Origin of the sequence: Pseudonocardia sp. MH-G8 (genome assembly GCF_002262885.1) — a bacterium.
GTDB lineage: Bacteria > Actinomycetota > Actinomycetes > Mycobacteriales > Pseudonocardiaceae > Pseudonocardia.
In genome coordinates, this window is the sequence record NZ_NKYF01000001.1 from 281,776 (window position 1) to 307,661 (window position 25,886).

23 protein-coding genes are annotated in these 25,886 nt (G+C 71.7%); 9 read left to right on the forward strand and 14 right to left on the reverse strand.

Annotation, left to right across the window (positions count from 1 at the left end; all coding sequences use genetic code 11):
- The first annotated feature begins 112 nt into the window (after positions 1-112).
- Both CFP66_RS01225 and CFP66_RS01230 read left to right on the forward strand, forming a co-directional pair.
- Positions 113-1,459 (forward strand): helix-turn-helix transcriptional regulator, encoded by a 1,347-nt coding sequence (locus CFP66_RS01225; RefSeq protein ID WP_094919896.1) that lies wholly within the window; start codon positions 113-115, stop codon positions 1,457-1,459.
- Positions 1,456-2,151, forward strand: coding sequence for a 2'-5' RNA ligase family protein (locus CFP66_RS01230; protein WP_158227997.1), 696 nt, complete (start codon positions 1,456-1,458; stop codon positions 2,149-2,151). Before CFP66_RS01225 ends, CFP66_RS01230 begins: the two co-directional genes overlap by 4 nt.
- A gap of 69 nt (positions 2,152-2,220) precedes the next feature.
- Here the strand turns inward: CFP66_RS01230 and CFP66_RS01235 are convergent, their stop codons facing one another.
- From CFP66_RS01235 to CFP66_RS01250, 4 genes are read right to left on the reverse strand one after another with little or no spacing between them, the layout of a single operon-like run.
- Complete coding sequence (locus CFP66_RS01235; protein ID WP_094919897.1) at positions 2,221-3,717, reverse strand: ABC transporter ATP-binding protein; 1,497 nt, start codon at positions 3,715-3,717, stop codon at positions 2,221-2,223.
- Positions 3,710-4,525, reverse strand: coding sequence for an ABC transporter permease subunit (locus CFP66_RS01240; protein ID WP_233159051.1), 816 nt, complete (start codon positions 4,523-4,525; stop codon positions 3,710-3,712). The genes CFP66_RS01235 and CFP66_RS01240 overlap by 8 nt, the downstream gene beginning before the upstream one ends.
- A complete protein-coding gene (locus CFP66_RS01245; RefSeq protein ID WP_233159052.1) occupies positions 4,522-5,499 on the reverse strand; it encodes an ABC transporter permease in 978 nt (325 codons plus the stop codon). Before CFP66_RS01245 ends, CFP66_RS01240 begins: the two co-directional genes overlap by 4 nt.
- Positions 5,483-7,063, reverse strand: a complete 1,581-nt coding sequence (locus CFP66_RS01250) for an ABC transporter substrate-binding protein (RefSeq protein WP_233159053.1) — start codon at positions 7,061-7,063, stop codon at positions 5,483-5,485. Before CFP66_RS01250 ends, CFP66_RS01245 begins: the two co-directional genes overlap by 17 nt.
- A 113-nt stretch (positions 7,064-7,176) precedes the next feature.
- Between CFP66_RS01250 and CFP66_RS01255 the strand changes: the two genes are divergently transcribed.
- A complete protein-coding gene (locus CFP66_RS01255) occupies positions 7,177-8,592 on the forward strand; it encodes an MFS transporter (RefSeq protein ID WP_094919900.1) in 1,416 nt (471 codons plus the stop codon).
- Positions 8,593-8,669: 77 nt separating this feature from the next.
- Here the strand turns inward: CFP66_RS01255 and solA are convergent, their stop codons facing one another.
- Together solA and CFP66_RS01265 are read right to left on the reverse strand one after the other, a co-directional pair.
- Positions 8,670-9,845: an N-methyl-L-tryptophan oxidase gene (solA, locus tag CFP66_RS01260; RefSeq protein ID WP_233159054.1), complete on the reverse strand. Its 1,176-nt coding sequence runs from the start codon at positions 9,843-9,845 to the stop codon at positions 8,670-8,672.
- Positions 9,842-10,906 carry an LLM class flavin-dependent oxidoreductase gene (locus CFP66_RS01265; RefSeq protein WP_233159055.1) on the reverse strand — a complete coding sequence of 355 codons (1,065 nt, stop codon included), beginning with the start codon at positions 10,904-10,906 and terminating at the stop codon, positions 9,842-9,844. The genes solA and CFP66_RS01265 overlap by 4 nt, the downstream gene beginning before the upstream one ends.
- Before the next feature lie 251 nt (positions 10,907-11,157).
- Between CFP66_RS01265 and CFP66_RS01270 the strand changes: the two genes are divergently transcribed.
- Positions 11,158-11,490: a hypothetical protein gene (locus CFP66_RS01270; RefSeq protein WP_094919902.1), complete on the forward strand. Its 333-nt coding sequence runs from the start codon at positions 11,158-11,160 to the stop codon at positions 11,488-11,490.
- Positions 11,491-11,607: 117 nt separating this feature from the next.
- Here CFP66_RS01270 and CFP66_RS01275 read toward each other — a convergent pair whose 3' ends face one another.
- The 5 genes from CFP66_RS01275 to CFP66_RS01295 form a co-directional block, all read right to left on the reverse strand.
- On the reverse strand, positions 11,608-12,543 hold the full coding sequence (locus CFP66_RS01275; RefSeq protein WP_094919903.1) for a glycine betaine ABC transporter substrate-binding protein: 936 nt from the start codon (positions 12,541-12,543) through the stop codon (positions 11,608-11,610).
- A 98-nt stretch (positions 12,544-12,641) separates the two neighbouring features.
- Positions 12,642-13,427, reverse strand: coding sequence for an ABC transporter permease (locus CFP66_RS01280; protein ID WP_198961194.1), 786 nt, complete (start codon positions 13,425-13,427; stop codon positions 12,642-12,644).
- Positions 13,424-14,479: an ABC transporter ATP-binding protein gene (locus CFP66_RS01285; protein ID WP_094919904.1), complete on the reverse strand. Its 1,056-nt coding sequence runs from the start codon at positions 14,477-14,479 to the stop codon at positions 13,424-13,426. The genes CFP66_RS01280 and CFP66_RS01285 overlap by 4 nt, the downstream gene beginning before the upstream one ends.
- Positions 14,480-14,492: 13 nt before the next feature.
- Positions 14,493-15,176, reverse strand: a complete 684-nt coding sequence (locus tag CFP66_RS01290; protein ID WP_094919905.1) for an ABC transporter permease — start codon at positions 15,174-15,176, stop codon at positions 14,493-14,495.
- A 379-nt stretch (positions 15,177-15,555) separates the two neighbouring features.
- On the reverse strand, positions 15,556-16,422 hold the full coding sequence (locus tag CFP66_RS01295) for a DedA family protein (RefSeq protein ID WP_233159057.1): 867 nt from the start codon (positions 16,420-16,422) through the stop codon (positions 15,556-15,558).
- A 226-nt stretch (positions 16,423-16,648) separates the two neighbouring features.
- Between CFP66_RS01295 and CFP66_RS01300 the strand changes: the two genes are divergently transcribed.
- Positions 16,649-17,050, forward strand: a complete 402-nt coding sequence (locus CFP66_RS01300; protein ID WP_094919906.1) for a heme-binding protein — start codon at positions 16,649-16,651, stop codon at positions 17,048-17,050.
- Between the two features lie 309 nt (positions 17,051-17,359).
- Here the strand turns inward: CFP66_RS01300 and CFP66_RS01305 are convergent, their stop codons facing one another.
- Complete coding sequence (locus tag CFP66_RS01305; RefSeq protein WP_094919907.1) at positions 17,360-18,400, reverse strand: NAD-dependent epimerase/dehydratase family protein; 1,041 nt, start codon at positions 18,398-18,400, stop codon at positions 17,360-17,362.
- Between the two features lie 552 nt (positions 18,401-18,952).
- Here CFP66_RS01305 and CFP66_RS01310 point away from each other — a divergent pair.
- The 4 genes from CFP66_RS01310 (at position 18,953) to CFP66_RS01325 (ending at position 22,924) form a co-directional block, all read left to right on the forward strand.
- A complete protein-coding gene (locus CFP66_RS01310) occupies positions 18,953-20,059 on the forward strand; it encodes a zinc-binding dehydrogenase (RefSeq protein ID WP_094919908.1) in 1,107 nt (368 codons plus the stop codon).
- Positions 20,056-20,847 (forward strand): SDR family NAD(P)-dependent oxidoreductase, encoded by a 792-nt coding sequence (locus CFP66_RS01315; RefSeq protein ID WP_198961195.1) that lies wholly within the window; start codon positions 20,056-20,058, stop codon positions 20,845-20,847. The genes CFP66_RS01310 and CFP66_RS01315 overlap by 4 nt, the downstream gene beginning before the upstream one ends.
- Before the next feature lie 77 nt (positions 20,848-20,924).
- On the forward strand, positions 20,925-21,824 hold the full coding sequence (locus CFP66_RS01320) for an SMP-30/gluconolactonase/LRE family protein (protein ID WP_094919909.1): 900 nt from the start codon (positions 20,925-20,927) through the stop codon (positions 21,822-21,824).
- Between the two features lie 59 nt (positions 21,825-21,883).
- Entirely contained in the window at positions 21,884-22,924 is a 1,041-nt protein-coding gene (locus CFP66_RS01325) for a LacI family DNA-binding transcriptional regulator (protein WP_094921346.1), read from the forward strand.
- A 75-nt stretch (positions 22,925-22,999) separates the two neighbouring features.
- Here the strand turns inward: CFP66_RS01325 and CFP66_RS01330 are convergent, their stop codons facing one another.
- Positions 23,000-23,953 carry an ABC transporter ATP-binding protein gene (locus tag CFP66_RS01330; RefSeq protein ID WP_094919910.1) on the reverse strand — a complete coding sequence of 318 codons (954 nt, stop codon included), beginning with the start codon at positions 23,951-23,953 and terminating at the stop codon, positions 23,000-23,002.
- A complete protein-coding gene (locus tag CFP66_RS01335) occupies positions 23,950-25,851 on the reverse strand; it encodes a dipeptide/oligopeptide/nickel ABC transporter permease/ATP-binding protein (RefSeq protein WP_233159058.1) in 1,902 nt (633 codons plus the stop codon). The genes CFP66_RS01330 and CFP66_RS01335 overlap by 4 nt, the downstream gene beginning before the upstream one ends.
- Between the last annotated feature and the right edge of the window lie 35 nt (positions 25,852-25,886).

A 25,886-nucleotide genomic window follows, 5' to 3' on the forward strand; every position in this document is an offset into this window, starting at 1 on the left:
CCATGTGACAGCACGGCTACAATGGGACGTAACGGGGGAACTCCGGGGAACACGTTCTGTTCCCCGCCTCGGTGCCCTGGACTTGGCCGAGCAAGTAGGGGAGACCAGACACGTGAGCGACCCGAACGCCGACCCTGCCGACCACAGCGAGCCGCGCGACATGCACGACCTGCTGGCATCCGAGATTCGGCGTCGCCGCGTGACGATGGGCCTGACGCAAGGGCAGCTCGCAGCACGGACTGCCTACTCGCGGGAGTACACGGGCAGAGCCGAGAGGGCAGGAGCAGGCTTCCCGTCGCCGGAGGTCGTCAACGCCATCGACGCCGTACTGGAAGCCGGCGGCGAACTGGTCGCGCTCCATGCGCGAGCGGCCGCGGAGCGGCACGCACGCAGGTTTCTCCACAAGACAGGCGTGAGCGACAGCAGCGCGCTCGTCGCTCCGGAGGCGGGACCACGCGAGGAGTCGCCAGTAGATGAGGCCGAGGATGCATTGGCGCGGATGCAGTGGTTCGTGCAGGTGAACGTGGACGATGACGTTCTGGACGCCCTGGCGTTCGCGATCAACGACGTCGTCGAGCGGTACGAGACCGACGGCCCGGCGATGCTGGCACGCAGGGTCCGGTCGCTCCGATCGCTCAGCCACGACTACCTCCAGGGCCACCAGCACCCGAGACAGCGCGAACGGCTGTACCTGATCGCGGCGAAGCTCGCCGGTCTGCTCGGGTACATGGCGGTCAACCTGGGCCGGCCATCGCTGGGGCGGACCTACTGCGCGGAGGCCTTTCAGCTGGCCGCCCAGATCGACGCCAAGGACGTCCTGGCATGGATCCGGGGCACGGAGAGCCTCGCGGCCTACTACAGCGGCGCCTACACGGAAGCACTGGAGCTGGCCAAGAACGGCCAGCGATACGCGAATGGCGGCTCGCAGGCGATCCGCCTCGCGCTCAACGGGGAAGCCCGCGCACTGGGCAAGCTCCAGAACCTGACCGGCGTCCACGAAGCGGTGTCGAGAGGCTTCGACCTGCTGTCCCGAGCTGAGCGAACGAACCGGATGGGGATCATCCCGTGCATCTCGTTCGACGCGTACGACAAGCCACGAGCGGCAGCCAACGCCGCCACCGCGTACCTCTCACTCGGGCGCCGAGACGAGGTACTTGAGTACGCGCGCGCCGCGGAGGTCGCCGTCGAGGTTTCCGACTCCGACTGGAGCAAGGCCCTCGTGCGGCTCGACGTCGCCTCGGCGCTCATCACCGGCGAGCGGCCGGAAGTGCAGCGGTCAGCAACGCTCGGCCTGGAAGCTCTGCGCACGACGGATGGCAACCCCATCGCCTCGGTCAAGAAACGCGCGTTCGAGCTCCACGAGAGGCTCGGGTCGTGGGGCGAACTGCACGAGGTTCAAGAATTCCGGAGCGAGCTCGTGCAATGGTCTCGCACCAACGTGATGAGTATGGAGACATGACAAGCCCGTTCCCCGCTGAGCTTCCCGCCGACATCGACGATCATAAGTCAATCGCCGCCAATGACTGGGCGGCGTTCGAAAAGGTTGACGAGATGGTCAACCACTGGGATCGGCCGGGATGGCGCGATGGGCGGCGGTCGTACCACTGGATCCTGTCATTTGCAGGCAACGAAGAGCTGGCTGCCATGGCAGAAGAATGCTTTCCGGCGTGCAGTGCGCATACTTTTGATCAGGTCCCCACGGATGCACTGCATCTCACGATACGAAGAGTGGGTTTCACAGACGAGATCGACCGGAGCGTGATCGATTCGATCGCCGATCGGGTACGAGCGCTCTCTTCTGAGATGGGCGACTTCTCACTGACCGTTGGCCCTCTGGCCGCGTCGAGGGGGGCCGTCCGCTTCAGCGTTGCTCCGTGGAGAAGTCTTTTCGAGATCTACGATGCAGTTGGATCTGCATCGACATGGGTGACTGGCCGCGAGATCCCATCAGCACTGGACTCGTTTCGCCCCCATGTGAGTATTGCTTACAGCGGAGCACCCCAGAAGGCCGAGGAGATTCGTCGCTCGATCGGGAAGTATCGGGCCCTGCCCCCAGTGGTCTGCAAGGTGGTCAAGCTCAGGCTCGTCGAGCTGAGAAGAGAATCGGCTTCGTATCGGTGGCGGGAAATCGCCGGAGTAGATCTCGCTTGACGCCGACAGCGAGCGACCTGCTCGCGCGACCCGCATTAGCGCGACTGTTGCCGGGTAGATCTGTCGCCCTCACACCATTTTCGTCGACCATCGGCCGGGTAATTCAACCGAGGAGCACGTCGCGGCCGCCGTCACCCGCCCGCCGTCGACTACCAGCACGCGGTCCGCGCTCCGGGCGACCACGTCGAGGTCGTGGGTCACCAGCAGCACCCCGAGCCCGGAGCCGCGGCGCAGCTCGTCGACCAGGTCGACGACCGCGGCGCCGATCTCGGGGTCCAGCGCCGAGGTGACCTCGTCGCAGATCAGCACCGCGGGACCGGCGGCGAGCGCCCGCGCGAGGTTCACCCGCTGACGTTCCCCACCCGACAGCTCCCCCGGCCGGCGTTCGCGCATCAGCGCGGGGAGGTGGACCCGGTCCAGCAACGTCACAGCCTGCACCGACGCCGCGGGGCCGCACACACCGCGCAGCCGCAGCGCGCGGGCCAGGGCGGTGCCGACGGTCTCCCGCGGGTTGAGCGCCCCGACGCTGTCCTGGGCCACGAGCTGCACCGCGCGGCGCTGGGCCGGGGTGCGGCGGGCCGCCCGGGGCGCGAGCGGGGAGCAGTCGAGGGTGAGGAGCCCGGCCGTAGGCGGGTGCAGCCCGGCGACGACGCGGGCGAGGGTGCTCTTGCCCGAGCCCGACGGGCCGACGAGCGCCACGCACTCCCCCGCACCGAGCTCGAACGAGACGTCGTGCAGCACCGGGGAGCGGCCGTGCGCGGCGCTCACCCCCTCGGCCGTGAGCAGCGGCGCGGCCGCGGCGCGGACCGGTGCCGGAACCGCGGGCGGGCGCGGGGGCGGCCCTGCGAGCACGAAGGCGGGCGCGCCGTCGGCGACGACCTTGCCGTCCCGCATCACCAGCGTGCGGTCGGCCAGCGCGCCGACGAGCCTGGTGTCGTGGCTGACGAGGACGACCGCGCACCGCTGCACGACCTCGGCGAGCAGCTCCCGCACCGAGTCGGCGACCACGGGGTCCAGCCCGGCCGTGGGCTCGTCGAGCACGAGCAGCCGCGGCCCACCCGCCAGCGCGACCGCCAGTGCGACGCGGCGGGCCTGGCCACCGGAGACCTGCGCCGGCAGCCGGCGCAGGAAGTCCGGGTCCGCCGGCAGCGAGACCGACCCCAGCAGCCGCGCGGACTCGGCCGCCGCACCCGCGCGACCGACGCCGGGGCAGCGCAGCCGCACCGACTCCGCGATCTGGGCACCGAGCCGGTGCCGCGGATTCAGGGCCGCCGCCGGGTCCTGGCCGAGGAAGCTCACCACCCTCCCGCGGAGCTCGCGGGCACCGGTGCGGGTGAAGGGGTCCGTGCCCTCGACGCGAACCTCGCCGCCCCGCCGGACGAGCCCGGGACGGACGTGGCCGAGCAGGGCCAGCGCGGTCGTCGTCTTCCCCGAGCCGGAGCGCCCGGCGATGCCGAGGACCTCGCCGCGGCCGACCGTCAACGAGGCGCCATCGACCACCGGCGCCCCACCGCCCACCGGCCCGACGACCAGCTCCCGCACCGAACCCAGCGCCGGCTCAGCCACGGCGTCCTCCGGCGGTCAGCTCGTCCGCGAGGAGGTTCACGCCGACCGCCAGCGCGACGAGCAGCAGCGCCGGGGCGAGGAACGGCCACGGGGACAGGGCCGCCCCGGGCAGGTTCTCCGCGACCATGCGGCCCCAGTTCGCGGCCGGTGCCCCGGCCCCGAGTCCGAGGAAGCCTGCCGTCGCGGTGAGGTAGACGGCGGCGACGAACCGCAGCCCGGTCTCGGTGATCGCGGTCCCGGCCACGTTCGGCGCCACGTCGTGGCGCAGCACGCGCCACCAGCCGTCGCCCCGGGCGCGGGCGAGCTCGACGTACCCCGACGTGGCCACCCGCTCGACGGCCGCGCGGTTCACGCGGACCGAGAACGGCAGGCTGACCAGCGCCACAGCGACGAGGACGGCGAGGTCGCTGCCCGGGAAGCCCGCCGCGAGCACGAGCACGACCAGCAGCGCGGGCACCACGCCCAGCACGTCGACGACCCGGACGATCAGCTCGCCGACCCGCCGCGGTGCCGTCCCCGCGAGAACGCCGAGCAGCAGCCCGGCCGCACCCGCGAGCAGGGTCGCGCCCGCCGCCAGCCCGACCACGACCGCGCCGCCTGCGAGCACCCGGGAGAGCGCGTCCCGGCCGAGGAAGTCGGTGCCCAGCGGGTGCGCCGGGCTCGGGAGGTCGAAGGGGATGCCGATCTGCTCGGTCGGTGAGGTGCCGGTCAGCGCGCCGCCGACGATCACATCGCCGAGTGCGACCACCAGGACCGCGAGGGTGAGCGCCCCCGCCACGAGCGCCGTCGGCCTGCGCAGGAGCGTCACCCGGATCCCTGCCCCAGCGGGTCGAGCAACCGCCGGACGACGTCGCCCGCGAGCAGCGCGGCGAGCGCGACGGCGGCGAGCACGAGGGTCAGCCCCTGGACCACCGGGACGTCGCGCCGGGCCACGGCCTGCGCGAGCTCCTGTCCGACGCCCGGGTAGCCGAACACGGTCTCGACCACGACCGAGCCACCGACGAGCCCGCCGACGACGACCGCGAGCACCTGGACGGCGGGACCTGCGGCATTGGGCAGCACGTGCCGCAGCGCGAGCCGGGCCCCGCGTACCCCGCCGAGCTGCGCCGCCTCGATGTACGGCGACGCCGCGACCTCGGCGGCGGAGCTGCGGATCATCCGCGTCGCCGTCGCCAGCCCGACGACGCTCAGGGTGAGCACGGGCAGCACGAGGACCTCCGGGGTGTCGAGTCCGGACCCGCCCAACGGCACGAGCGACACCCGCGGGAACAGCTGCAGCCAGGTCCCGAACACCGCGACGAGCAGCGCCGCGGTGAGGAACTCCGGCACGCCGACCGCGAGCAGCGCGCCCGTGGAGACCGCGCGGTCCGCGGTCCGGCCGGCGCGCAGCCCGGCGAGTAGGCCGAGCAGCACGCCGAGGGGCGCGATCACCAGCAGCGCGAGGCCCGCGAGCAGGGCGCTGTCGGGCAGCCGGTCCACGAGGAGCTCCCCCACAGGCCGACCGCCGACCCATGCCGTGCCGAGGTCGCCGCGCAGGAGCCCGCCCGCCCAGATCAGGTAGCGCTGCACCGCGGGCCGGTCCAGGCCGAGGTCGGCCCGGATCCGGTCCCGCTCGGCCTCGGTGGCGTCGGGCCCGGCGAGGCCACCGGCGGCGTCGCCCGGCAGCACTGCCGTGGCGGCGAAGACGAGCACCGACAGCACCGCCAGCACGAGCGCGGCGCCCGCGATCCGCCCGAGCAGGAACCGCGCCCAGCCCGGGCGGCCGTCAGCGGACCGAGGCACCGGTGAAGTCGGCGAACGGCGCATACGTGATCCCCTGCACGGCGGCGGTCTGGGCGTTCGCCGCGGCCTTGAACACGGGGATGATCGTGTTGCCCTCTGCCCAGGTGCGACGCTGGGCCTCCGCGATCGCGGCGTCCCGCTCAGCCGGGTCGGTCGACGTGCGCGCGGTCGTGACGAGCTCGTCGATGTCCGGGCGGTCGAACCCGAACGTCGTCGGCGACCCGGCGGCCCGGGTGGACAGGTAGGCGGTCAGGACCGGCTGCGGCGGGTTGTAGCCACCCGCGAACTGCAGCTGCGTGTAGGCGGGGAAGTCCGCGTAGAGCTGCCCGGCCGGCAGCTGGTCCAGGGTCGCGTTCACCCCGACCGCCTCCAGGTTCTCGACGAGGACGGTGGCCGTCTCGGCCATGCCGGGGATCTCCGGGCCGGTGGTCAGGGTGACCGCGACGCCCGCGACGCCGGCCTCGGCGAGCAGCGCGCGGGCGCGGTCCGGGTCGAAGGCGCGCTGCGCGATGTCGCCCGCGTAGGACGGGAACCCGACCGACGGAAGGTCGTTGCCGACCTCCGCCCGGCCGAAGAACACCGTGTCGACGATCCGCTGCCGGTCGACGGCCAGCTTGAACGCCTCCCGCACGCGCGGGTCGCCGAACGGCTCCCTGGCGACGTTCATGGTGAAGCTCAGCTGGTTGACGAACGGCGCCTCGGTCGCCGTGATCCGGACTGCGCCGTCCCCCTCGAGGGTGCGAGCGGTCGCGGGCGCGAGGTCGTCGGCGTAGTCGACCTGGCCGCCGCTCAGCGCGGCGGCGCGGGCCGTGCTGTCGGCGATCGAGCGCAGTTCCAGGCCGTCGAGGAAGGGGCCTTGCGCGCCCGCGGGCGCGGCATAGCCCTCGTGCCGGACGAAGGTCGAGCCCTGGCCCGGGTCGAACGCGGTCATCCGGAACGGCCCGCAGGTCGGCATGTCCGCGGTGAACGCGGTGGTGCCCTCGCGGAAGACCAGGTTGCTCTGGCACAGCAGCAGCCGGCCGTCGACCAGCGGGCGGCGGGCGGGAAGCACGGCCGTGAGGTCGCCCTCGACCCGTGCCGCGTCGAGGTCGAAGGCGCTCACCGCGTTCTTCAGGAAGGGCAGCGAGCCGAGCGTGACCGGGGCGGCGAGGGAGTGGACGACGTCGCGGACGGTCAGCGGGGAGCCGTCGGTGAAGGTGAGTCCCGGCCGCAGGCGGAGCGTGTACTCGGTGAGGTCGTCGGAGACGTCGATGCCCTCGAGCAGGTCGTACCGGACGCCATCGGGAGCGGACGGGTCGACGGCGCCGAGGGCGCCGTGCCGCGCCCTGGCCCGCACGTAGTCCAGCGCGGTCGGGCCCATGAGGTGGTTGAGCGTCTCGGTCGCCCCGCCGCCGACGAAGGCGGCGCGCAGCGTCCCGCCCGCCGCGGGGGCGGTCGACGGAGCGGGGCCGGGGCCGGCCGCACCCGACCCGCACGCCGTGAGCAGGGAGGAGGCCCCCACGACACCCACGGCCGCCGCTCCCGCCCGCAGGAACGCGCGCCGACCCATCCGATCTGCCCTCACCGGTGACTCCTCGTCCGTCGTGCTGCCGGGCAGGATCTTTCGGTAAAACGAGAACGATTGTCAATATCGCCTGACTCTGCCAGCGTGAGCCCTTCATCACCGAGGAGGAATGTGTGACCCAGTCCCCTGCCGGCCTGATCCAGCGGCACGGACCCGTCGTGGCGGTCTGCGTCGGCGGCGCCCTGACCGCGCTCGACCTGACGATCGTCAACGTGGCCCTGCCGCAGCTCGGCGACGACCTGGGGAGCGGGCTGAGCGGCCTCCAGTGGGTCGTGAACGCCTACACGCTCGCGTTCGCGTCGTTGATCCTGACGGCGGGTGCGCTGTCCGACCGACTCGGCGACCGGCCCGTCTTCGGCAGCGGTGTGGCGCTGTTCACGTTCGCCTCCGCCGGCTGCGGAGTGGCCCCGTCAGCCGAGGCGCTCATCGCCGCCCGGGCGGTCCAGGGAATCGGTGCCGCGGCGATCCTCGCCACCTCGATCTCGCTGCTCGCCCGTTCCTACGAGGGCCCGCGCCGCGCCGCCACCATCGGCGCCTGGGTGATGGTCGGCACGCTTGCCGCCAACCTCGGCCCGCTCGTCGGCGGCGTCCTCGTCGACGGCCTCGGCTGGCGCGGGATCTTCCTCGTGAACGTCCCGATCGGCCTCGCCCTGCTGCTCACGCTGCGCGTGCTCGTCCCCGGTGCGGCGGAACCCGGAAGAACGGACGGTGCAGCACCCGGCCGGGACCGGCGCCCGGACATCGGGGGCGTCGCCCTCGCGGTGACCGGGCTGTTCGCACTGAACTTCGCAGTGCTCAGCGGCTCCGAGCGCGGCTGGCGGGATCCGGCGGTGCTCGGCGCGGCCGGGGTCGCCGTGCTCGGCCTGGCGGGCTTCGTCCTGTTGCAGCGGGCGCGGGGCGAGCGGGCGATGTTCGATCTCCGGCTGTTCCGGATCCCGTCGTTCAGCGCCGCGATCCTACTGAGCCTGCTGACCCGGATGGCTTCCTTCGGCGCCCTTCCGTTCTTCGTGCTCTGGATGCAGGGCTCGCTCGGGCTCTCCGCGACGGCGACGGGGCTGTGCCTGCTCGCGCTCTCGCTGCCGGTCCTCGTACTGGCGTCGCTGAGCGGGCCGTTGCAACGCGTGCTGTCCGCCCGGATCCTCATCGCCTCCGGGAACCTCGCCGCTGCGGCGGGCGCGCTGGCGCTGCTCGTCGGGATCGGCCCGGACAGCGGCTGGGCGGCCGCACTGCCGGGGTTCGCGCTGATCGGCGCGGGCGCCGGGTTGGCGTTCCCGTCCCTGATGGGGATCGCGGTCGGTGTCGTGACGCCGGACCGGGCCGGGATGGCCTCCGGCATGGCCAACACCTTCTTCCCGCTCGGCACGGCCGTCGGCGTGGCCGTGTTCGGGGTGGTCTCCACCGCGGCGCCCGACGCAGAGGACGCCGTAGTCGCGGGCCTGGACGCCATCTCCGCGTCGATGGCGGCGCTCTGCGCGCTGGGAGTACTGGTAGCCCTGACCCTGATCCGAGATTCCGACCGAGCCCGCTGAGGTTCAGGAAAGCCACTTTCATGAACGTGCAGGGCAGCAACGTGGCTTTCCTGAACCTCCGGGGCGGGTCGCCGCGGTCAGCTGAAGCGGTTCGGGTCCGTGAAGCCCAGGGCGAAGCGTGGCTCCCGGTTGAGGACCATGTCCGCAAGCACCTCGCCGATCCCCGTGGCGTGTTTGAACCCGTGGCCGCTGCACCCGCCTCCCACGACCAGACGTGGATCCTCGCGCGGGCGGCCGAGCAGGAACTGGCGGTCCGGTGTTCGGGTGATCATGCAGACCGCTGCGCGGGTGGGGGCCGCCCCGAGACCGGGGACGGCGTCGGGCAGCAGCCGGGTGAGCACCGCCCAGTCCGCCTCGGAGACCGACCGGTCCACCGCAGCCGCGTCGACCACGGAGAACGCGGAGCCACCGTCCTCGAGGCCGAGCTTGACCTCGCCGGCGGGCCCCAGGTCGGCACCGAGGCCGTGACCCCAGACGGCGCCGCCCTCGTCGAGCTCACGGATGAAGACCGGGAAACGGTCCAGCGCGAACGACGCCGGGTCACCCGAGGGCGCGAACCACGTCATCGGCATGCGCACCGCCTCTACGGGGAGGTCCGGAACGAGCGCTGAGAACCATGGACCCGCCGTGATGACGACCTGCCGCGCGCGCAGGTTCCGGGCCGCGGTCCGAACGACCACGCCGTCGTCAACGAGCTCGATTCCCTCGACCGCGGTGCCGGTGAGGATCCGTGCACCCGTGGCCGCCGCCGCCTCCACCGCGGCGAGGATCGTCTGCTCGGGCCGGACCAGTGCTGCCGTCTTCTCCAGGACCGCGGCGTGGGAGTCGGGCAGGCTCGCGTGCAGGGGGTACTCCGCGCGCACCCGTCCGGCATCGAGCAGCTCCACCGGCAGGTCGAAGCGTCGCGCCGCCGCCAGCGTGCCCTCGACGACATGCCCGTCACGTGGTCCGATGAGCAACCCGCCGGTCGGCTCCACGAGCCGTCGCCCGCTCACCTGCGCGAGTTCGGCCCACAGCTCGCCGGAGCGCTGGGCGAGCGGCACCAGACCGGGGTGCTCCAGGCAGGCCGTCCGGAACATCCGGCTGCCCCCGTGCGACGAGCCGAACGGGTGTCCCGGCGTGAAGCGCTCGACGCCCACGACGTCGACGCCCGCCGTGGCCAGCCGCCAGAGCGTGGATGCACCCCACGCGCCGAGCCCGACGACCACGACATCTGCGTGCAGATCGCCACCTCCCGCGTCTTCGCCGGTCACGACACACCCACCGGTGCGGGGTCGAACGCCGGGACGACCTGCTCGGCGTACATCCGGACGGCCGCCTCCGCCCGGTCCGCGGGGAGGTAGCCGGGTGAGAAGACACAGCTCACGTCGACGTCGCCGAACCAACCGCGGACCGTGGCGAGCTGCTCGACCACGTCCTGCGGCCGGCCGGCGAGCACCTTGTTGTCCCGGTGCGACGCCGCGAAGTCGTACTGCCGGACCTTCCCCGCGAGCTGCTCGTACCCGGCGTAGGCGCTGCTGCGCACGTCCGCCCAGCCCGCGACGACCGCTGCCATCTTCTCGATGTAGTTGCGCTCCAGCTCCTCGGCCGTGCGCAGCGCGACGTCCCGGTCCTCGTCGAGGTAGCAGGTGAACTTCAGCTGGATCTCGGCGTCAGCGGGATCCCTGCCCGCGGCCGCCCATGCCTCCCGGTAGGCGGCGAGCATCTCCTGCAGCCGCGACCGGGCGGTGATCGTCGACACGACCTGGAGGTGGAAGCCGGACCGGCCCGCCCACTCGCAGGTCTGCGGGCTCATCGCCGAGGCCAGGTAGATCGGCGGATGCGGGCGCTGCACGGTGCGCGGCAGGGAGGTGATCGGGCCGAACAGGTGGAACCCGTCGTCCACCGTCACGTCCGTGCCCGCCCAGAGCGCCCGGCAGGCCTCGACACCTGCCGCGAACCGCTCGCGACTGGTGTCGATGTCCACCCCGAACGCCTCGAACTCGGCGGGCAGGAACGCCCGACCGAAGCCCACGCCGAGCCTGCCGTGCGAGAGGTTGTCCAGCATCGCGAGCTTGCCCGCGAGCTGGAGCGGGTGGGTGAAGGCCGGGATCGACGCCCCGGTGATCAGGCGCAACGTCGTCGTCCGCATCGCCGCGGCGGCGAGGAACGTCGCCGGATCCGGGCTGTAGCCGCCGTAGGGGCCGAGGTAGTGCTCGACGATCTGGACGTGGTCGTAGCCGAGGGATTCCGCGAGCTCCACGAGCCGCAGGCTCTCGTCGAAGTAGTCGGCGGCGCTCTTCTCTTCCGGGGCCAGGACGGGGAACAGACTCATCCCGTGACGCATCGATGCTCCGTTCTCGGGGGAACCTCCAGTCTCACATGAAAACGACAGTCGTTTCTAGTAGAGCGGCTGCGCGACGGCACCAGGAACTCCACCAAGGTGTGATTGACAGGTGGAAACGGCTGCCGGAAGGTGGCGACGACGGCCCTGATGACCCGGGCGACGATGCCCGTGCCAGGACTCATGGTCCACGTTCGACCTGCGGGCTGTACCCGACCTCCCCGTCGTCACGGAGAGCACTGATGAAAGAGCGTCCAGAGCGCGAGGTCACGATCGACGGCGAGGACGGGCGCCCGCTGGCGACCGCGCGGATCACCGTCGTCGACGCATCCACTGCCTGGGCGTGCCTGCACGTCGAGCCCGGCCACGTGCCGTGCGGCACCCGGAGCCGTCTCGTCGATGCCGTGCTGGATCTCCCCGAAGTCGCGGCGTGCCGGCACCTGCGGGTCGCACTTCCCATCGGCGACACCGAGATCCTGGAGCGCATGCGGGCACGCTGCAACTGCACCGCTGCCCGCGCCACCGGCAGCACGTGCTTCGTCGAGGCCGACATCCTGACGTCCTCGCGGCGCTGAGAACGGCGGCGACCCGGACCGCTGTCGAGGTCGAGGGCTCCGCGAGGCGGCGACGAAGGCCGCGGGCGCGCGCGTGACGAGCGCGTCCGTGACGTTCGACGCCACCCCGGCCCCGGATCAGGGTGCGGCGATGAAGCCCTGCTCGGCCAGCCAGGTACGCGCCACCTCACGCGGAGGCAGGCCGTCCTGCGAGACCTGCTTGTTCAGGTCGGACATCGTCTGGTTGTCCAGCGCGGCGGCGATCGGCTCGAAAACCTGCGCGACGGCCGGTTCCCGGTCGAACACCTCCTTCCGCACCGTCATCGAGGCGTTGTAGTTGGCGTGGAACTTCTTGTCGTCCTCGAGGACCTGCAGCCCCAGCGCGGGGATCCGCCCGTCGGTGGTGAAGACCTCGCCGAACAGGCAGTCGCCGGTGTCCGTGGCGGTGTAGATCACGCCGGTGTCCAGGACCTGCGGGGCGGCGACCTCGAAGCCGTAGGCCTTCTGCAGGCCCGTGAGACCGTCGTCGCGGGCGGCGTACTCGGTCTCGACGCACACGGCACCCGGCTGGCCCGAGTTCACGTACGCGGCCATGTCCGACAGCGTCGTGAGGCCCAGTTCGGCGGCCTTCTCCTGCGCCACGGCGAACGCGTACTTGTTGTTGAAGGGCGTGCGGCCGATCCACTCGATCTGGTTCTCGGCCAGGTCGCGCTCCTTGACCTGGTCGTACTGCGCCTGCTCGTCGGGGAGCGGGGTGGTCTCGCCCAGGAAGGTGATCCAGGCCGTGCCGTTGTACTCCCAGTACATGTCGATCTGGTCCCCGAGCAGGGCGTTGCGGGCAGCCTCGGTGCCGCCCACATCGCACCGGTCGGTGACCGTGGCGCCCACCGATTCCAGCGCCGCGATCGACACCTGGCACAGCAGCAGCTGCTCGTCGAAGTCCTTGCTGCCGACCGTGTAGGTCTGGCCTTCGAGCGAGACCCCCCCGTCGGCCAGGCTGCCCCCGCCCGCGGCCGGGCCGGTGCTGCTGAGCCCACCGCAGCCCGCGAGCAGCATGGCCACCGCACCTGCCATCGCGATACCCGCTCCGGCGCGTCCGGCACCTCTACTTGTCGAACCCACGAATGCACTCCTTCTCGAACGTCGCCCGGCGACCTCGCCGGGCAGGATGATCAGCCGCTACGGCGGCGAACGAGGAACTCGGCCAGACCTGCCAGCCAGTCGATGGTCAGGGCCAGTGCCGCGACCAGGGCCGCGCCGACGAGCACGGCATTCGGGCGGCCGAGGTCCAGCGCACCGTCGATGATGTCGCCGAGCCCGCCCGCGCCGATGTAGGTGGCCAGCGTCGCGGTGGCGACGTTGAGGACCAGTGCCACGCGGATCCCGGCGACCATCACCGGAACCGCCAGCGGCAGCTCCACCCGCAGCAGCGTCTGCCGCGCCGACATGCCCATCCCGCGCGCCGCCTCGATCATCGCCGTGTCCACCTGCCGCAGCCCGACGACCGTGTTGGTCACCACCGGCAGGAACGACGCGACGACCAGCGCGACGATCGCGGTGGTGGAGCCGAGACCCAGCGGTGTGAACACCAGGAGGACGATCACGCCGAACGGCGGCAGGGCCTGCACGAAACCGGCGAGGGCGAGCACCGCGGGCTGCACCCGCCGCAGGGCGGGGCGGCTGAGCCAGATGCCGATCGGGATGGCCAGCACGATCACCACGACCGTGGACACGGCGGTGACGTAGAGCTGTTCCTGCACCCGCGCGATGATGTTCGGCGCGTTGATGAGGCGCTGCTCGACGCTGTCGAGGGTCCGGGTGGACAGGTAGGCGGCGAGCAGACCGAGCCCGACCACCACGATGACCGGCACGGCGATGAGCGAGCGGTCGAACTTCGGACGCGTCCTGGGCCCGCTGCCGTCGGCCGTCCGGACGTCGGCGCCGGTGATCGTGCTCACGGGCGCCGGCGTTTCGTCGGGAGCTCACGCACGAGCGCGTCCCAGCGCAGCGCCCCCTGCGGGCGCTCCTGGTCGTCGACCACCGCTACCAGCGGGGTGCGCGCCTCGAGCATCACGTCGACGGCGTCGTAGACGGTGCCCGAGAGCGGCACCGTGACCAGCGGGGGCATCTCCGTGACGCCCGGGAGGTAGCTCCACGACAGCGCGCGGCCCGCGGCGTCGGCCAGGTAGGTCGGGTGCCCGTTGCGGCTGCCCGCGCCGTCGAGCGACATCTCCTCCAGCTGCACCCTGCTCAGCTCCAACAGCGACAGCCGCCGGACCGCGGCGCCGCTCCCGACGAACTCGGCCACGAAGTCGTTCGCCGGGTGGGTGAGCACCTGCTCGGGCGTGTCGTACTGCTCCAGCACGCCGCCGGGCCCGAAGACCGCGATCCGGTCACCCAACTTCACCGCCTCGGTGAGGTCGTGGGTGACGAAGCAGATGGTCTTGGCGATCTGGCGCTGGATCTCCAGGAACTCGTCCTGGAGACGGTCGCGCGTGATCGGGTCGATGGCGCCGAACGGCTCGTCCATCAGCATGACCGAGGGGTCGGCGGCCAGACCGCGTGCCACCCCGATGCGCTGCTGTTGACCACCGGAGAGCTGTCGCGGGTACCGGTGGCGGTAGTCGTGGGGCTCCAGGCCCACCAGGTGCAGCAGCTCGTCGACCCGGGCGGCGATGCGCTTGCGCTCCCAGCCGAGGATCCGCGGCACCACCGCGATGTTGTCGGCGATCGTGAAGTGCGGGAACAGGCCCACCTGCTGGATGACGTAGCCGATGCGGCGGCGCAGCGCATCCCCGTCGACGCCGGTGACGTCCTCACCGTCGAGCAGGATCCGCCCGCTCGTCGGCTCGATCAGCCGGTTCATCATCTTGAGCGTCGTGGTCTTGCCGCAGCCCGACGGCCCGACGAGCATCACGATGCTCCCGTCGGGCACGTCGAGATCGAGCTCGCGCACCGCGGGCGCGCTCTGGCCGGGGTAGGTCTTGCTGATTGCCTGCAGGGCGATCATCGGTCGGGAATCTTCAGACACGAATCCCCCTAGGAGTGGTCAGTCGCTGGACGATGTAGAAGACGATCTCGTAGACGGCGGCGACCACCAGGCAGCCGAGCGTCCCGGCGAGCACCTGGTTGAACGAGTTGACGGCGCCGAGCCGGGCGAGCCCGCTGAACAGCGGCTGGCCGAAGCCGGGACCGCTGACGACCGCGGCGACGACGGCGATGCCGATCAGGATCAGGGTCGCCACCCGGATGCCGGAGACGATCACCGGCCAGGCCAGTGGGAACTGCACCTGCACCATCCGCCGCGCCGGCCCGAGGCCCATCCCCCGGGCCGCGTCCAGGACCGCGGGGTCGACCGACGCCAACCCGGCCACCGTGTTGCGCAGCACCGGGTAGACGCCGTAGATCGTGAGCGCGACCAGGGACGGCGTCACGCCCAGACCGAGCATGGGCTGCAGGATCCCGAACAGCGCCAGCGACGGGACGGTGAGGGCGGCCGAGGAGATGAGCAGCGCCGACTCCCGGCTGCCCGCCCGCAGCTGCCGCCGCCAGGACCGCGGCGTGAGGTCGTTGGTGTGCAGGAGCACCCCGAGGGCCACGGCGATGGCCGAGGCCGAGCCGACGGCGTAGAGCAGGAGCAGGAAGTGCTGTTGCGCGTAGAAGGTCAGCGTCGCGATGTTCTGCGCGACGTACTCGACGAACCCCATCGCTTCCTCCAGTCTCGGACCGCCGACCGGATGTCGCGATCATCTGCGCGGCCGACCGCGTCGACGCGCAGCAGGGTGCGCTGCACGTCAGGAGGGACGGGGTGGACCGCTGCCCGACGGGCAACCTCGCCCGCCCCCACGTCCTTCGCTGATCGCCGAATTGCTCTCACCGTAGTGGGCGATCGGGCGAGCGACCGGGACGGATGACAGAACGTGACATTTCCGAGGCTCAGCTCGGTCCCGGTGGGCGGGCCCGGGCGGTGGCCCTCACCAGGGCCGGACGCTGCGGTTCAGCGCTTCCACGAAGCCGGTCGAGGTGTCCTTGCACACCCGTATGCCGGCCGCTGCACGACCCGGCGAACGCTCGTGACCGCCGGTCCTAGCCGTGACCCTGGGCCTCACGCGCCTTCTTCGCCCGGTCCTCGCGATGGCCGCGGCGACCGGCCCGGACCGCCACGACGACGACGAACGCCAAGGTGATCCACAGGGCGTACTCGTCGATCATCAGGACGACGTCGACCGCGTGCTGGCCCACGCCGTAACCGAGGCCTGCGACGAGCCCCGTGATCAGCGCGGCGCCGATCGCGTCGAAGATCAGGAACGAGACCAGCCGCATGCCTCCGAGCCCGGCCACGGCGAACACCGCCGGTGCAGGGATCCCGGGCAGCGCCGCCGCCATGACGACCAGTGGCATCGCCCAGGCCGGCCAGGACCGGATCCGGGACACGAGCCGCTTCGCGAAGTCGCCGGGCGCGAACAGCTCGACGATCTTCGGCCCCCACCGCCGCCCCGCCAGCCAGAACAGCCAGTCGAACTTGATCATTCCGAACACGCCCGCGGCGACCACGAGCCACAGCTCGCCCTCGCCGATCCTCGCGAACGCCGCACCCGCGCCGATCGCGGAGAGGCTGCCGGTCACCGCGCTCAGCGCGATCGGGTGGGAGGCCAGCAGGAACGGCCGCACCGGCATCGTGGCCACCATCAGCAGCACGACACCGAGCGTCGAGAAGACCAGGAGCTTGTCCCCACGCGACATCGGGTGTTCCCAGGGTGTGACGGCCCGCCACGCCTGCTGCGCCTGCGCGAGCTCCTCCGGCGAGTAGTCCTTGCTCCGCCACCGGAACCGCTTGGGCTTCCCCGGCGAGACGCCCGCCGGCGCGCCCGGCTCGACCCGGGGGAGCTTCGCCGTCGCGGCGTCCGGTCCGCCCGGATGCTCCCGTCCTGCGCCGCCGTTCGCCCCAGTCATCGCTCTCCTTCTCCGGCCGCCCGGTCGACGGCATGACACGAGTGGCGTGAGGTCACGCACCGCAAGAAGTTCACACCGTGCCGCAACGGCATCGTCAATGCCGCTCGGCCTGGCGGTGGCGAACGTCTCAGCGTCCGCGTTCCGGTCCGTCGCCGGTTCAACCACAGCCTACGAACGGGTACGTGACTCGGAGACCCACACTCGACACCGAACGGGAAGATCACTCATGACGACAGTGACACTCGCCGATGCCCGCAGGGTCATCGCGGCCGCCGAGGCCAAGGCCGAGGAGATCGGCCAGCCCATGAACGTCGCCGTGGTCGACGCAGGCGGCAACCTCATCGCGCACATCCGCATGGACGGCGCATGGCTCGGATCGGTCGACATCTCGATCAACAAGGCCTGGACGTCGCGGGCCTTCGACATCACGACGAAGGAGCTCGGCGAGAACTCCCAGCCGGGCCAGGACTTCTACGGCATCAACGCCTCCAACGAAGGCAAGGTGATGATCTTCGCGGGCGGGATCCCGCTCACCCGCGACGGCAAGACCGTCGGCGCGGTCGGCGTCAGCGGCGGAACCGGTGCGCAGGACCACGCCGTCTCGGAGGCGGCGGCCGGCTCCTTCTGACGCCTTGACCGCAGCCGTCATCGGGTGACGCGGGGCGGAGTGCGCCGGCGATCCGGTCGGCCCCTTGGGCCATCCACCAGGATGAGTGGGTGGCAGGCCGGCTTCGGGAAGCAGCGGCCGTGCCGAAGGATCGATCAGCGTCTGCGGTCGCAGAGACGCACCGTCCCGGAGCTGCGGTGATCAGCGGTCGGGTGCACGAACGGCCGGATGCGGCCGCTTGTGCACCCAACCAATGACCATGCTCCTGACCGGCGCTTCCGGCCCCGCCACGGCACGCGTCGCAGATCACGACGGCCGGCTGCAGCGGTACTAGGACCTGGGCGCCAGCGAGGCGAACAGGCGCGCCGACTCGTGGTATCCCCCGACCAGCCGGTCGATGATCCCGTCGACCTGCGGGTCCGGCCTGGTGAACTCGGGATGGTCACGCCGCCAACGCACGATCCCCTCCACAGCCTGGTGGAAGGGGATGCGAGGCGCGAAGCCCGGCACGTACCGGCGGATCTTCGTGTTGTCGAGAAGCACGCTGTGTTGCAGGTCCCCGCGGATCAGGTCCGACCACTTCCAGTCGGGGGCGGCGAGCTGCAGCAGGTCCGTCGGGACGTGCACCAGCCGGGCCTCGACGCCCGCGGCCGCAGCCACCAGTTCGTAGATCTGGTTCCAGCTGTAGACGTCGTCGGAGGTGATGTGGAAGGTCTCGCCGACGGCGAGCGGGTTGCCCAGCAACCCCACCAGGCCTTGAGCGAAGTCGGCGGCGTGGGTGAGCGTCCACAGCGACGTGCCGTCCCCGGGTACCACGATCTCGTCGCCACGCACGATGCGGTCCACGATCGTCCAGTCGCCGGGGATCGGCGGGCGCGCCTCGTCGTAGGTGTGCGACGGGCGGACGATCGTCGCCGGAAACCCTTCGCGGTCATAGGCCTCGGTCAGCACGTCCTCGGTGGCGATCTTGTCGCGCGAGTACTGCGAGAACGGATTGTGCCGCGGCGTCGACTCCACGTACGGGATACGCACGACCGGCTTGTGGTAGAGCGATGCCGTGCTGATGTGCACGTACTGCCGCGTACGCCCGGCGAAGATCTCGACCGACCGCTTCGTCTGCTCCGGGGTGAAGGACGTGACGTTCACGACCGAGTCGAACTCGCGGTCCCCCAGCACCTCCTTCACCGAGGCGGTGTCGTGCACGTCGGCTGTCAGCACGGTGACCGCCGGCGGCACGGGGCGGCGGGCCGCGCTCAGCCCTCGGTTGAGGACGTGAACATCCATGCCCGCGTCCACCGAGGCCTGCACGCAGGAGTGGCTGATCGTGCCGGTGCCACCGACGTAGAGGACTCTCGTCCGGTCCACTGCCATCCCGTTCCTCCTGGCTCCGCGGTCGTCCACGACCGCTTCCTGTGCCGTCGGCGGCGCAGGTGCGCTGCCGACATGACGGGTCGCCGGGGGTTCGCATGACGATGGTTGCAGGTCCCCGCACGGCTTCCGGACGATCGGCCCGGTGACCGCAGGCACTGGTTCGACCGGTGCCATGGCCCGCGCCCCACGCAGGGCGCACGCCGATGATCTCAGCGATACTTGCGACTCTATCGGTCGGAGTTTCGAGTGTCCATGTCCCGGCGGTTGCGCCCACCGCGGCGCCACGGACCGACCTCTCATCGTTGTGCAGAAACTGCAGCTCACAGCTCCGAAACCGAGGGACGCAGAGCCAGGGAAGATCCCCTATCCGGCCGGCGCTGCCGAGTGCGGGACGGGTCGTCGAGGCGACCGCAGCACTGGGTATCCTCGAAACTGTTGACGACACGAGTTCGTAACACCTAGCGTTCCATTGGTTGAATTCAGGGCTCCGAACACGGTGTGGTGGCGCAGGTCGCGCTCGCCCGCCGGCGGCGCCGAGACGGACGGGGTCGGATGAGAGCCGCGGTTCTGGAACACACCGGAGCACCCCTCGTGGTGCGCGACCTGTCGCTGGACGAGCCGCAGGCGGGCGAGGTCCTGGTGAGGGTCGAGGCCGCCGGCGTGTGCCACAGCGACCAGCACTACCTCAGCGGCGACCTGCAGTGCCCACTCCCTGTCGTACCGGGGCACGAGGGGGCCGGCGTCGTGGAGGCCGTCGGGCCGGGGGTGGAGCAGGTCGCGGTCGGCGACCGGGTCTGCCTGATGTGGCGGCCCCGGTGCGGCCGCTGCGAGTACTGCCTGACCGGGCGCCCCGCGCTGTGCCAGGCCGGGCGCATCCACACCACCTCCGGTGGCCTCCTCGACGGCACCACCCGCCTGCACGACGGCGGCGATCGCGTGCACCACCTGCTGGGGGTCTCCTGCTTCGCCGAGTACGCCGTGGTGTCCGAGCGCGCCGTGGTGCCCGTGCCGAAGGACGTCCCGCCGGAGATCGCCGCGATCGCCGGCTGCGCCGTGATCACGGGTGTCGGCGCGGTGCTCAACGCCGTCGGCAGCTGCGCGGGCGACAGCATCGGGATCTTCGGGGCCGGCGGGGTCGGCCTCTCGGCCGTGATGGGCGCCGTGCTGGCGGGCGCCAACCCGATCGTCGTCGTGGACGTCGTCGCCGAGCGCCTCGCCGCGGCCCGGGAGCTGGGTGCCACCCACACGATCGACGCCTCCCGCGAGGACGTCGCCGCCGCCGTCGAGGCCATCCGGCCCGGTGGCATCGAGTGGGCCATCGAGGCGATCGGGCGGCCCGAGACCCTCGAGACCGCCGTCGAGGTGCTCCGCCCGGGCGGCACGCTCGTCGCGGTCGGGCTCGGCGCGGTCGGCAGGACGTTCTCCGTGCCGATCAACGTGCTCGTGCAGCGGGAGAAGCGCGTGGTCGGCAGCCTCTACGGATCCGCCAACCCGCTCGTCGACCTGCCCAAGCTCTTCGAGCTCTACCTCGCCGGGCGCCTCCCGCTCGACGCGCTCGTCGGGAAGCACTACTCCCTCGACGAGGTCAACACCGCCTTCGCCGACCTCGCAGGCGGCGGGGTCGGCCGCGGCATCGTCCTGCCAGGAGGCCCGCTGTGACGGCGCCGGGGACCGTGCCGCAGGCTTCGTACGCCGTCTACCCGAGCCTGCGCGACAAGGTCGCGTTCGTCAGCGGCGGCTCCACGGGGCTCGGGGCGGAGTTCGTCGCCTCGCTCGCGGCCCAGGGCGTCCGCGTCGGGTTCGCCGACATCGACGAGCCGGGCGCGAAGGCGCTCGCCGCGCAGGTGCGCGAGCAGGGCCACCCCGAGCCGCTCTTCGTGCCGGCCGACATCCGTGACGTCGACGCCCTCCAAGGCGGGATCCGGCAGGTCGCCGAGACGCTCGGGCCCATCTCCGTCCTCGTCAACAACGCCGCCAACGACCAGCGCCACGACAGCGCAGAGGTGACCCCTGCCTACTGGGACGAGGCGATGGCGGTGAACCTGCGCCACCACTTCTTCGCGATCCAGGAAGCAGTTCCCGGCATGCGCGCGCTCGGCGGCGGGTCGATCGTCAACCTCGGGTCCGTCAGTGCCCACGCCGATTTCACCGGCATCCCCGCCTACATCACGGCCAAGGCCGGCATCGAGGGCATGACTCGCACCCTCGCCCGCGAGCTGGGCCCCGACCGCATCCGGGTCAACTGCGTCATCCCGGGCTGGGTGCTCACCGAGCGCCAGCGCACCCTGTGGTTCACTCCCGAGGCTGCGGAGAACGTCAAGCAGGCCCAGTGCCTGGAGGACAATGTGATGCCCGCTGATGTCGCCCGCATGGTGCTGTGGCTCGCGGCCGCCGACAGCGCCATGTGCACCGGCCAGAAGTGGGTCGTCGACGGCGGCTGGATGTGACCCCGCCCGTCGGCACCGCCATGATCACCGTGGCGTGCGCCCCGCGTCACGCCCCCTGACCCACCGACGAGAAGTGGATGGTGGATCCATTGCTCGCCCAACGCGTGCTACCCGACGTATCTCTCGTGCACGGGGAAGGAGTGGTCTGGGACGCCGGCCGGGCGCGGCTGCTCTTCGTCGACATCCCCGAGGGACGGATCCTCGACGCCGACGTCACGACGGGCGAGGTCCGATCGGTCAGCGTCCCGGGCACGGTCGGCGCGGTCCATCCCTGCGACGAGCCCGGCGCGCTCGTGATCGCCGACTCCGACGGCATCGCCCTCGTCCGCGGCGGACAGGTCGAGCGCCTGAGCGGCTTCTTGGCTGATCGGCCGGACGTGCGGATGAACGACGCCAACGTCGATCCGGCAGGCCGCTACATCGCCGGCAGCATGGCCTTCGGCGCCACGCCGGGCGCGGCGCACCTGTGGCGGCTCGACCCCGACGGCGGCCTCCACACGCTGCTCGACGACCTCACGATCAGCAACGGCATCGACTGGTCCGCCGACGGCACCCGCTGCTTCTTCGTCGACAGCCCGACCGAGCGTGTGGACGTCTTCGACTACGACCTCACCACGGGAACGCTCTCCGGGCGCCGCACCTTCGCCGACACGTCCGCGATCCCAGGCATCCCCGACGGCCTCACGCTCGACGCCGACGGCGGCGTCTGGGTCGCGTTCTTCGGTGGCTCGCGGATCCAGCGATTCGCGCCCGACGGGAGCCAGGACGTCACCGTCGAGCTCCCCGTGAGCAAGGTGACCTCCTGCTGCTTCGGCGGCCCCGACCTCACCGAGTTGTACATCAGCACCTCCACCGAGGGTCTGAGCTCCGAAGAGCGCGCCGCCCAGCCCGACGCGGGCGGCGTCTTCCGCGCCGTCACCGGGCACCGCGGCCGTCGCGGCGCCCTGTTCGCGGTGCCGAAGGGATCGGGGTCCTAGTGCGCGCGCCCGGGCCGGAGCCGCGGTGGCCGCGGCGTGCCTCCCCGTCCACGCCCACCGTGTCGCCCGCCCCCGAGCGGAAGGTCACCGTCGCCGATGTGGCCGCGGAGGCGGGCGTGTCCGTCGCGACCGTCTCGAAGGTGCTCAACGGGCGCCCCGACGTCGCTTCCGACACCCGCACCCGGATCGAGGCAATCCTCTCCGCGCGCGGATACGTTCCGACGAAGCGCACGCGGCGCGCGGCGACGACCGAGGAACGACGCGGCGGACTGGTCGAGATGCTCTTCAACGACCCGAGTACGCCGTGGGCCGCGGAGATGATCCGCGGCGCGGAGCTGACCGCGCGCGCGGCCCGCGTCGGCATCGTCGTCTCGGTGCGGCAGAGCGGCTCCAAGGGCGTGCAGCAGTGGCTGGACGACGTCGAGCATCGCGGCTCCCGCGGAATCGTGCTCGCGTTGTCGGACTTCTCCCCCGCCGACCAGAAGCGCGTCGCGAAATTGGGCCTGCCGACCGTCCTCGTCGACCCCGTCGGCGACTTCGACACCGATCTCCCCTCGATCGGCGCCGGGAACTGGGGCGGTGGCATGGCAGCCACCAGGCACCTGCTGGAGCTGGGCCACCGGAGGATCGGGATCATCACCGGCCCGATGCGGTTCCTGTGCAGCCAGGCGCGCCTGGCCGGGTACCGCGTGGCATTGGAGCGGGCGGGCGTCGGCTCGGACCCGAGCCTCATCGCCCACGGCGACTTCCACCACGCCTCCGGGCTCGCCTCCGCCGCGGGGTTGCTCGACCTGCCCGAGCCGCCGACGGCGATCTTCGCGGCCAACGACGAGCAAGGCACCGGCGTGTACGCCGCGATCCAGCAGCGCGGCCTGCGGATCCCGCACGACATCAGCGTGGTCGGGTTCGACGACGTGCCCATGTCCCAGTGGGTGTCCCCGCCGCTCACGACCGTCCGTCAGCCGATCGCGGAGCTGGCGGCGCTGGCGATCCGCGCGGCGCTGAGCCGGCCCGGCGCGCCGGAGTTGCCGCAGGGCCGCATGGAGCTGTCGACGAGCCTCATCGTGCGGGAGAGCACGGCGCCGCCGCGCACGGGCTGACCGCCGCCGCCCACGGGAGAGAGTGGTGAACCGCGGCCACGGAGACGACAAGGGGTACTCCGTGGCCGCGGCGGCTCAGACGCCCGCGGGCCGACGGGCGAAGTGGCAGGCCGCACGGTGCGCCCGCGACCTCGCCTCGGTGGTGGGGTCCGCCGTCAGGCAGATCGAGCGATCCGGGTCGGCGATCGGGCCGGCCGGGCAGCGCAGGTGGTAGTCGCAGCCGCCGGGCGGGGCCGGGTCCCCGATCGCCGCCTCCAGCGCCGAGTCCGACAGCAGTCGGCGCTCGCCGACCTCCGGCACGGCCGCCAGCAGCGATCGGGTGTACGGGTGCTCGGGGGCCTCGATGACGCCTTCGACGGAGCCGAACTCGACGATCCGACCGTTGAACATCACGGCGAGGTCATCGCACATGTAGCGCACGACGGCCAGGTTGTGGCTGATGAAGATCATCGTCAGGCCGAGCTCGTGCTGCAACCTTCGCAGCAGGTTGAGCACGACCGCCTGAACCGACACGTCGAGCGAGGCCGTCACCTCGTCGGCGATCAGCACCTCTGGTTGCGCCGCGAGCGCCCGCGCGATCGCGACCCGCTGGCGCTGCCCGCCCGACAGGTTCCCCGGCCGGGACCGGCCGACCGCCGGGTCCAGCGACACCATCTCGAGCAGCTCGGCGACCCGCGCGGCGGCGTCCCGCCGGTTGCCCGATGCCGACCGGTCGAGCCCCTCCATGACGCACTGTTCGACGGTGAAGCGCGGGTCCAGCGAGCTGCGGGAGTCCTGGAAGATCAGCTGTACCTTGCGGCGCTGCCGGCGGGCCGTGCGGGAGGACGCCGCGATGTCGACCCCGCCCAGGCGCATGGCGCCCGCGGACTCCGCGAGCCCGACGACGGCCCGGGCCACGGTGCTCTTGCCCGAACCGGACTCCCCCACGAGTCCGAGCGCGGATCCGTCGGCGACGTCGAACGAGACGCCGCGCACCGCCCTCACCGCGCCGTAGTGGACCTCGAGGTCCTGGATGGTCAGATCGGTCATCCCGTCGCTCCCTGCGAGGTCAGCGCGTCCGTGCCGGATGGGTCGGGCGCCGTCAGCGGGTGCCAGCACGCCGCGCGATGGCCGTCGGCCAGTGTGCGCAGCGGAGGCCGCTCCTCCCGGCACGTGGCGTCCGCACGGGGGCAGCGGTCCGCGAAGTAGCAGCCCGGGAGGTCCACTTCCGGACCGGGCATCCGACCGTCGATGGTCGCGAGAGGCTCGTTCTTGTCGATCCCCATGTGCGGGCTCGCCGCCAGCAGCACCGCGGTGTAGGGGTGCGCGGGCGAGGTGAGCAGGTCGGCCGTGCGCGCCTCCTCCACGATGAAGCCCGCGTACATGACGACGATCCGGTCGCACAGTTCGGAGACGACCGCGATGTCGTGGGAGATGAACAGCAGACCGGCCCCGGTCTCCTCCCCCACACGATGGATGAGCCGCAGGATCTGGCGCTGGACGGTGACGTCGAGTGCAGTGGTCGGCTCGTCGGCGATGAGCAGCTGCGCCTCGCCCATGAGGCCGATGGCGATGCAGACGCGCTGCTTCTGCCCACCGGAGAGCTCGTGCTGGTGCTGTTCGTAGCGCCGGGCCGGGTTCGGGATGGCGACCGACCGGAGCGCTTCGATCGCCTTCTTCTTCGCCTGTTCCTTGGGCTCGTCCAGGTGGATCACGGCAGGCTCGACGAGGTGCGTCCCGATCTTGAGGGCCGGGTTCAGCGCCTCGCCCGGGTCCTGGAAGACCATCGCCATGTTGCGGCCCAGTACCCGCTGGGTCGCCTTGTCGGGCGCGGTCAGGTCGACATCCATGAACCGGAGAGTCTCGGCCTCCACCTGACCCGGCACGTCGATGAGCTGCCCGATCGCGGCCGCCGTCTGGCTCTTGCCGGAGCCGGACTCCCCGACGATCCCGACCCGCTCCCCGGGCCGCAGCGAGAGGGTGACGTCGCGGACCGGTGTGGTGACGCCGCCGCCCGACGCGGAGTAGACGACCCGCAGGTGCCGAGCCTCCACCAGCGCACCCTGCGAGTCCTGCGGTTCCACGTCGGTGGGTGTCACGGCGGGGATCTGGTCGCGGCGCAGTGCCCGGGGTGCGGAGTTGCGCCCTGCGACGACGTCGGAGAGCCACTCGCCGACCAGGTTGAACGTGAGCCCGGCGAGCACGATCGCCACCGACGGTGCGACGGCCACCCCGGGGGACACGTAGATGCGGGTGAGACCGTCGGCCAGCAGGCGACCCCAGTCGAACACCGGCGGCTGCACACCCAACCCGAGGAAGCTCAGACCGGACAGGGCCAGGATCGCCGTGCCGATGTGGATCGTCGCGTAGAGGATGACCGGCTCGCCGATGTTCGGGAGCACGTGCCGGAAGGTCACGTAGAGCGGCCGCTTGCCGAGCACCCTGGAGGCCTGCACGTACTCCCGCGCCACCACCGACGCGGTGAGCGTCTGCGTGATGCGGGCGAAGCCGGGCGCGAACGAGGCGCCGACGGCCAGGACGCTGCCGACCGAGCCGATCCCGAACAGCACGGCGAAGAAGATCGCGAGCAGCAGTGCCGGGAACGCCAGCAGCACGTTGATCAGGGCGCCCGCTGCCCGCCCGAGCCGCTTCGACATCGCCGACACCAGGCCGATCGCCACGCCGATGCAGCCACCGACGAGCGTGGCGAGCACCGCGAGCACCAGCGACTGGCGGGTCGCGACGAGTGTGCGGGCGAGGATGTCGCGACCCAGGTCGTCGGTTCCCATGAGGTGCGAGGCGCTCATGCCCTGGTTGGCCTCGGCCACGTTGCTCGCCTCCGCGGACGTGCCCCAGATGCTGGGAGCCGCGACCGACAGGAAGACGAACACCAGCAGCATGAGCAGCGGGATGCCGCCGGACAGCACCATGCGGAACCGACTGCTCATCGAGCCGGTCGTCGACGCAGTCTTCGTCGAAGCAG

Bases quoted from the DNA above. Each gene is read 5' to 3' on its own strand.
- CFP66_RS01230 (WP_158227997.1), top strand. From the start codon at position 1,456: ATGACAAGCCCGTTCCCCGCTGAGCTTCCCGCCGACATCGACGATCAT.
- CFP66_RS01300 (WP_094919906.1), top strand. From the start codon at position 16,649: ATGACGACAGTGACACTCGCCGATGCCCGCAGGGTCATCGCGGCCGCC.
- CFP66_RS01305 (WP_094919907.1), bottom strand. From the start codon at position 18,400: ATGGCAGTGGACCGGACGAGAGTCCTCTACGTCGGTGGCACCGGCACG.
- CFP66_RS01270 (WP_094919902.1), top strand. From the start codon at position 11,158: ATGAAAGAGCGTCCAGAGCGCGAGGTCACGATCGACGGCGAGGACGGG.
- CFP66_RS01275 (WP_094919903.1), bottom strand. From the start codon at position 12,543: ATGGCAGGTGCGGTGGCCATGCTGCTCGCGGGCTGCGGTGGGCTCAGC.
- CFP66_RS01320 (WP_094919909.1), top strand. From the start codon at position 20,925: ATGGTGGATCCATTGCTCGCCCAACGCGTGCTACCCGACGTATCTCTC.
- CFP66_RS01330 (WP_094919910.1), bottom strand. From the start codon at position 23,953: ATGACCGATCTGACCATCCAGGACCTCGAGGTCCACTACGGCGCGGTG.
- CFP66_RS01285 (WP_094919904.1), bottom strand. From the start codon at position 14,479: ATGATCGCCCTGCAGGCAATCAGCAAGACCTACCCCGGCCAGAGCGCG.
- CFP66_RS01295 (WP_233159057.1), bottom strand. From the start codon at position 16,422: ATGACTGGGGCGAACGGCGGCGCAGGACGGGAGCATCCGGGCGGACCG.
- CFP66_RS01335 (WP_233159058.1), bottom strand. From the start codon at position 25,851: ATGAGCAGTCGGTTCCGCATGGTGCTGTCCGGCGGCATCCCGCTGCTC.
- CFP66_RS01290 (WP_094919905.1), bottom strand. From the start codon at position 15,176: ATGGGGTTCGTCGAGTACGTCGCGCAGAACATCGCGACGCTGACCTTC.
- CFP66_RS01265 (WP_233159055.1), bottom strand. From the start codon at position 10,906: ATGAGTCTGTTCCCCGTCCTGGCCCCGGAAGAGAAGAGCGCCGCCGAC.
- CFP66_RS01310 (WP_094919908.1), top strand. From the start codon at position 18,953: ATGAGAGCCGCGGTTCTGGAACACACCGGAGCACCCCTCGTGGTGCGC.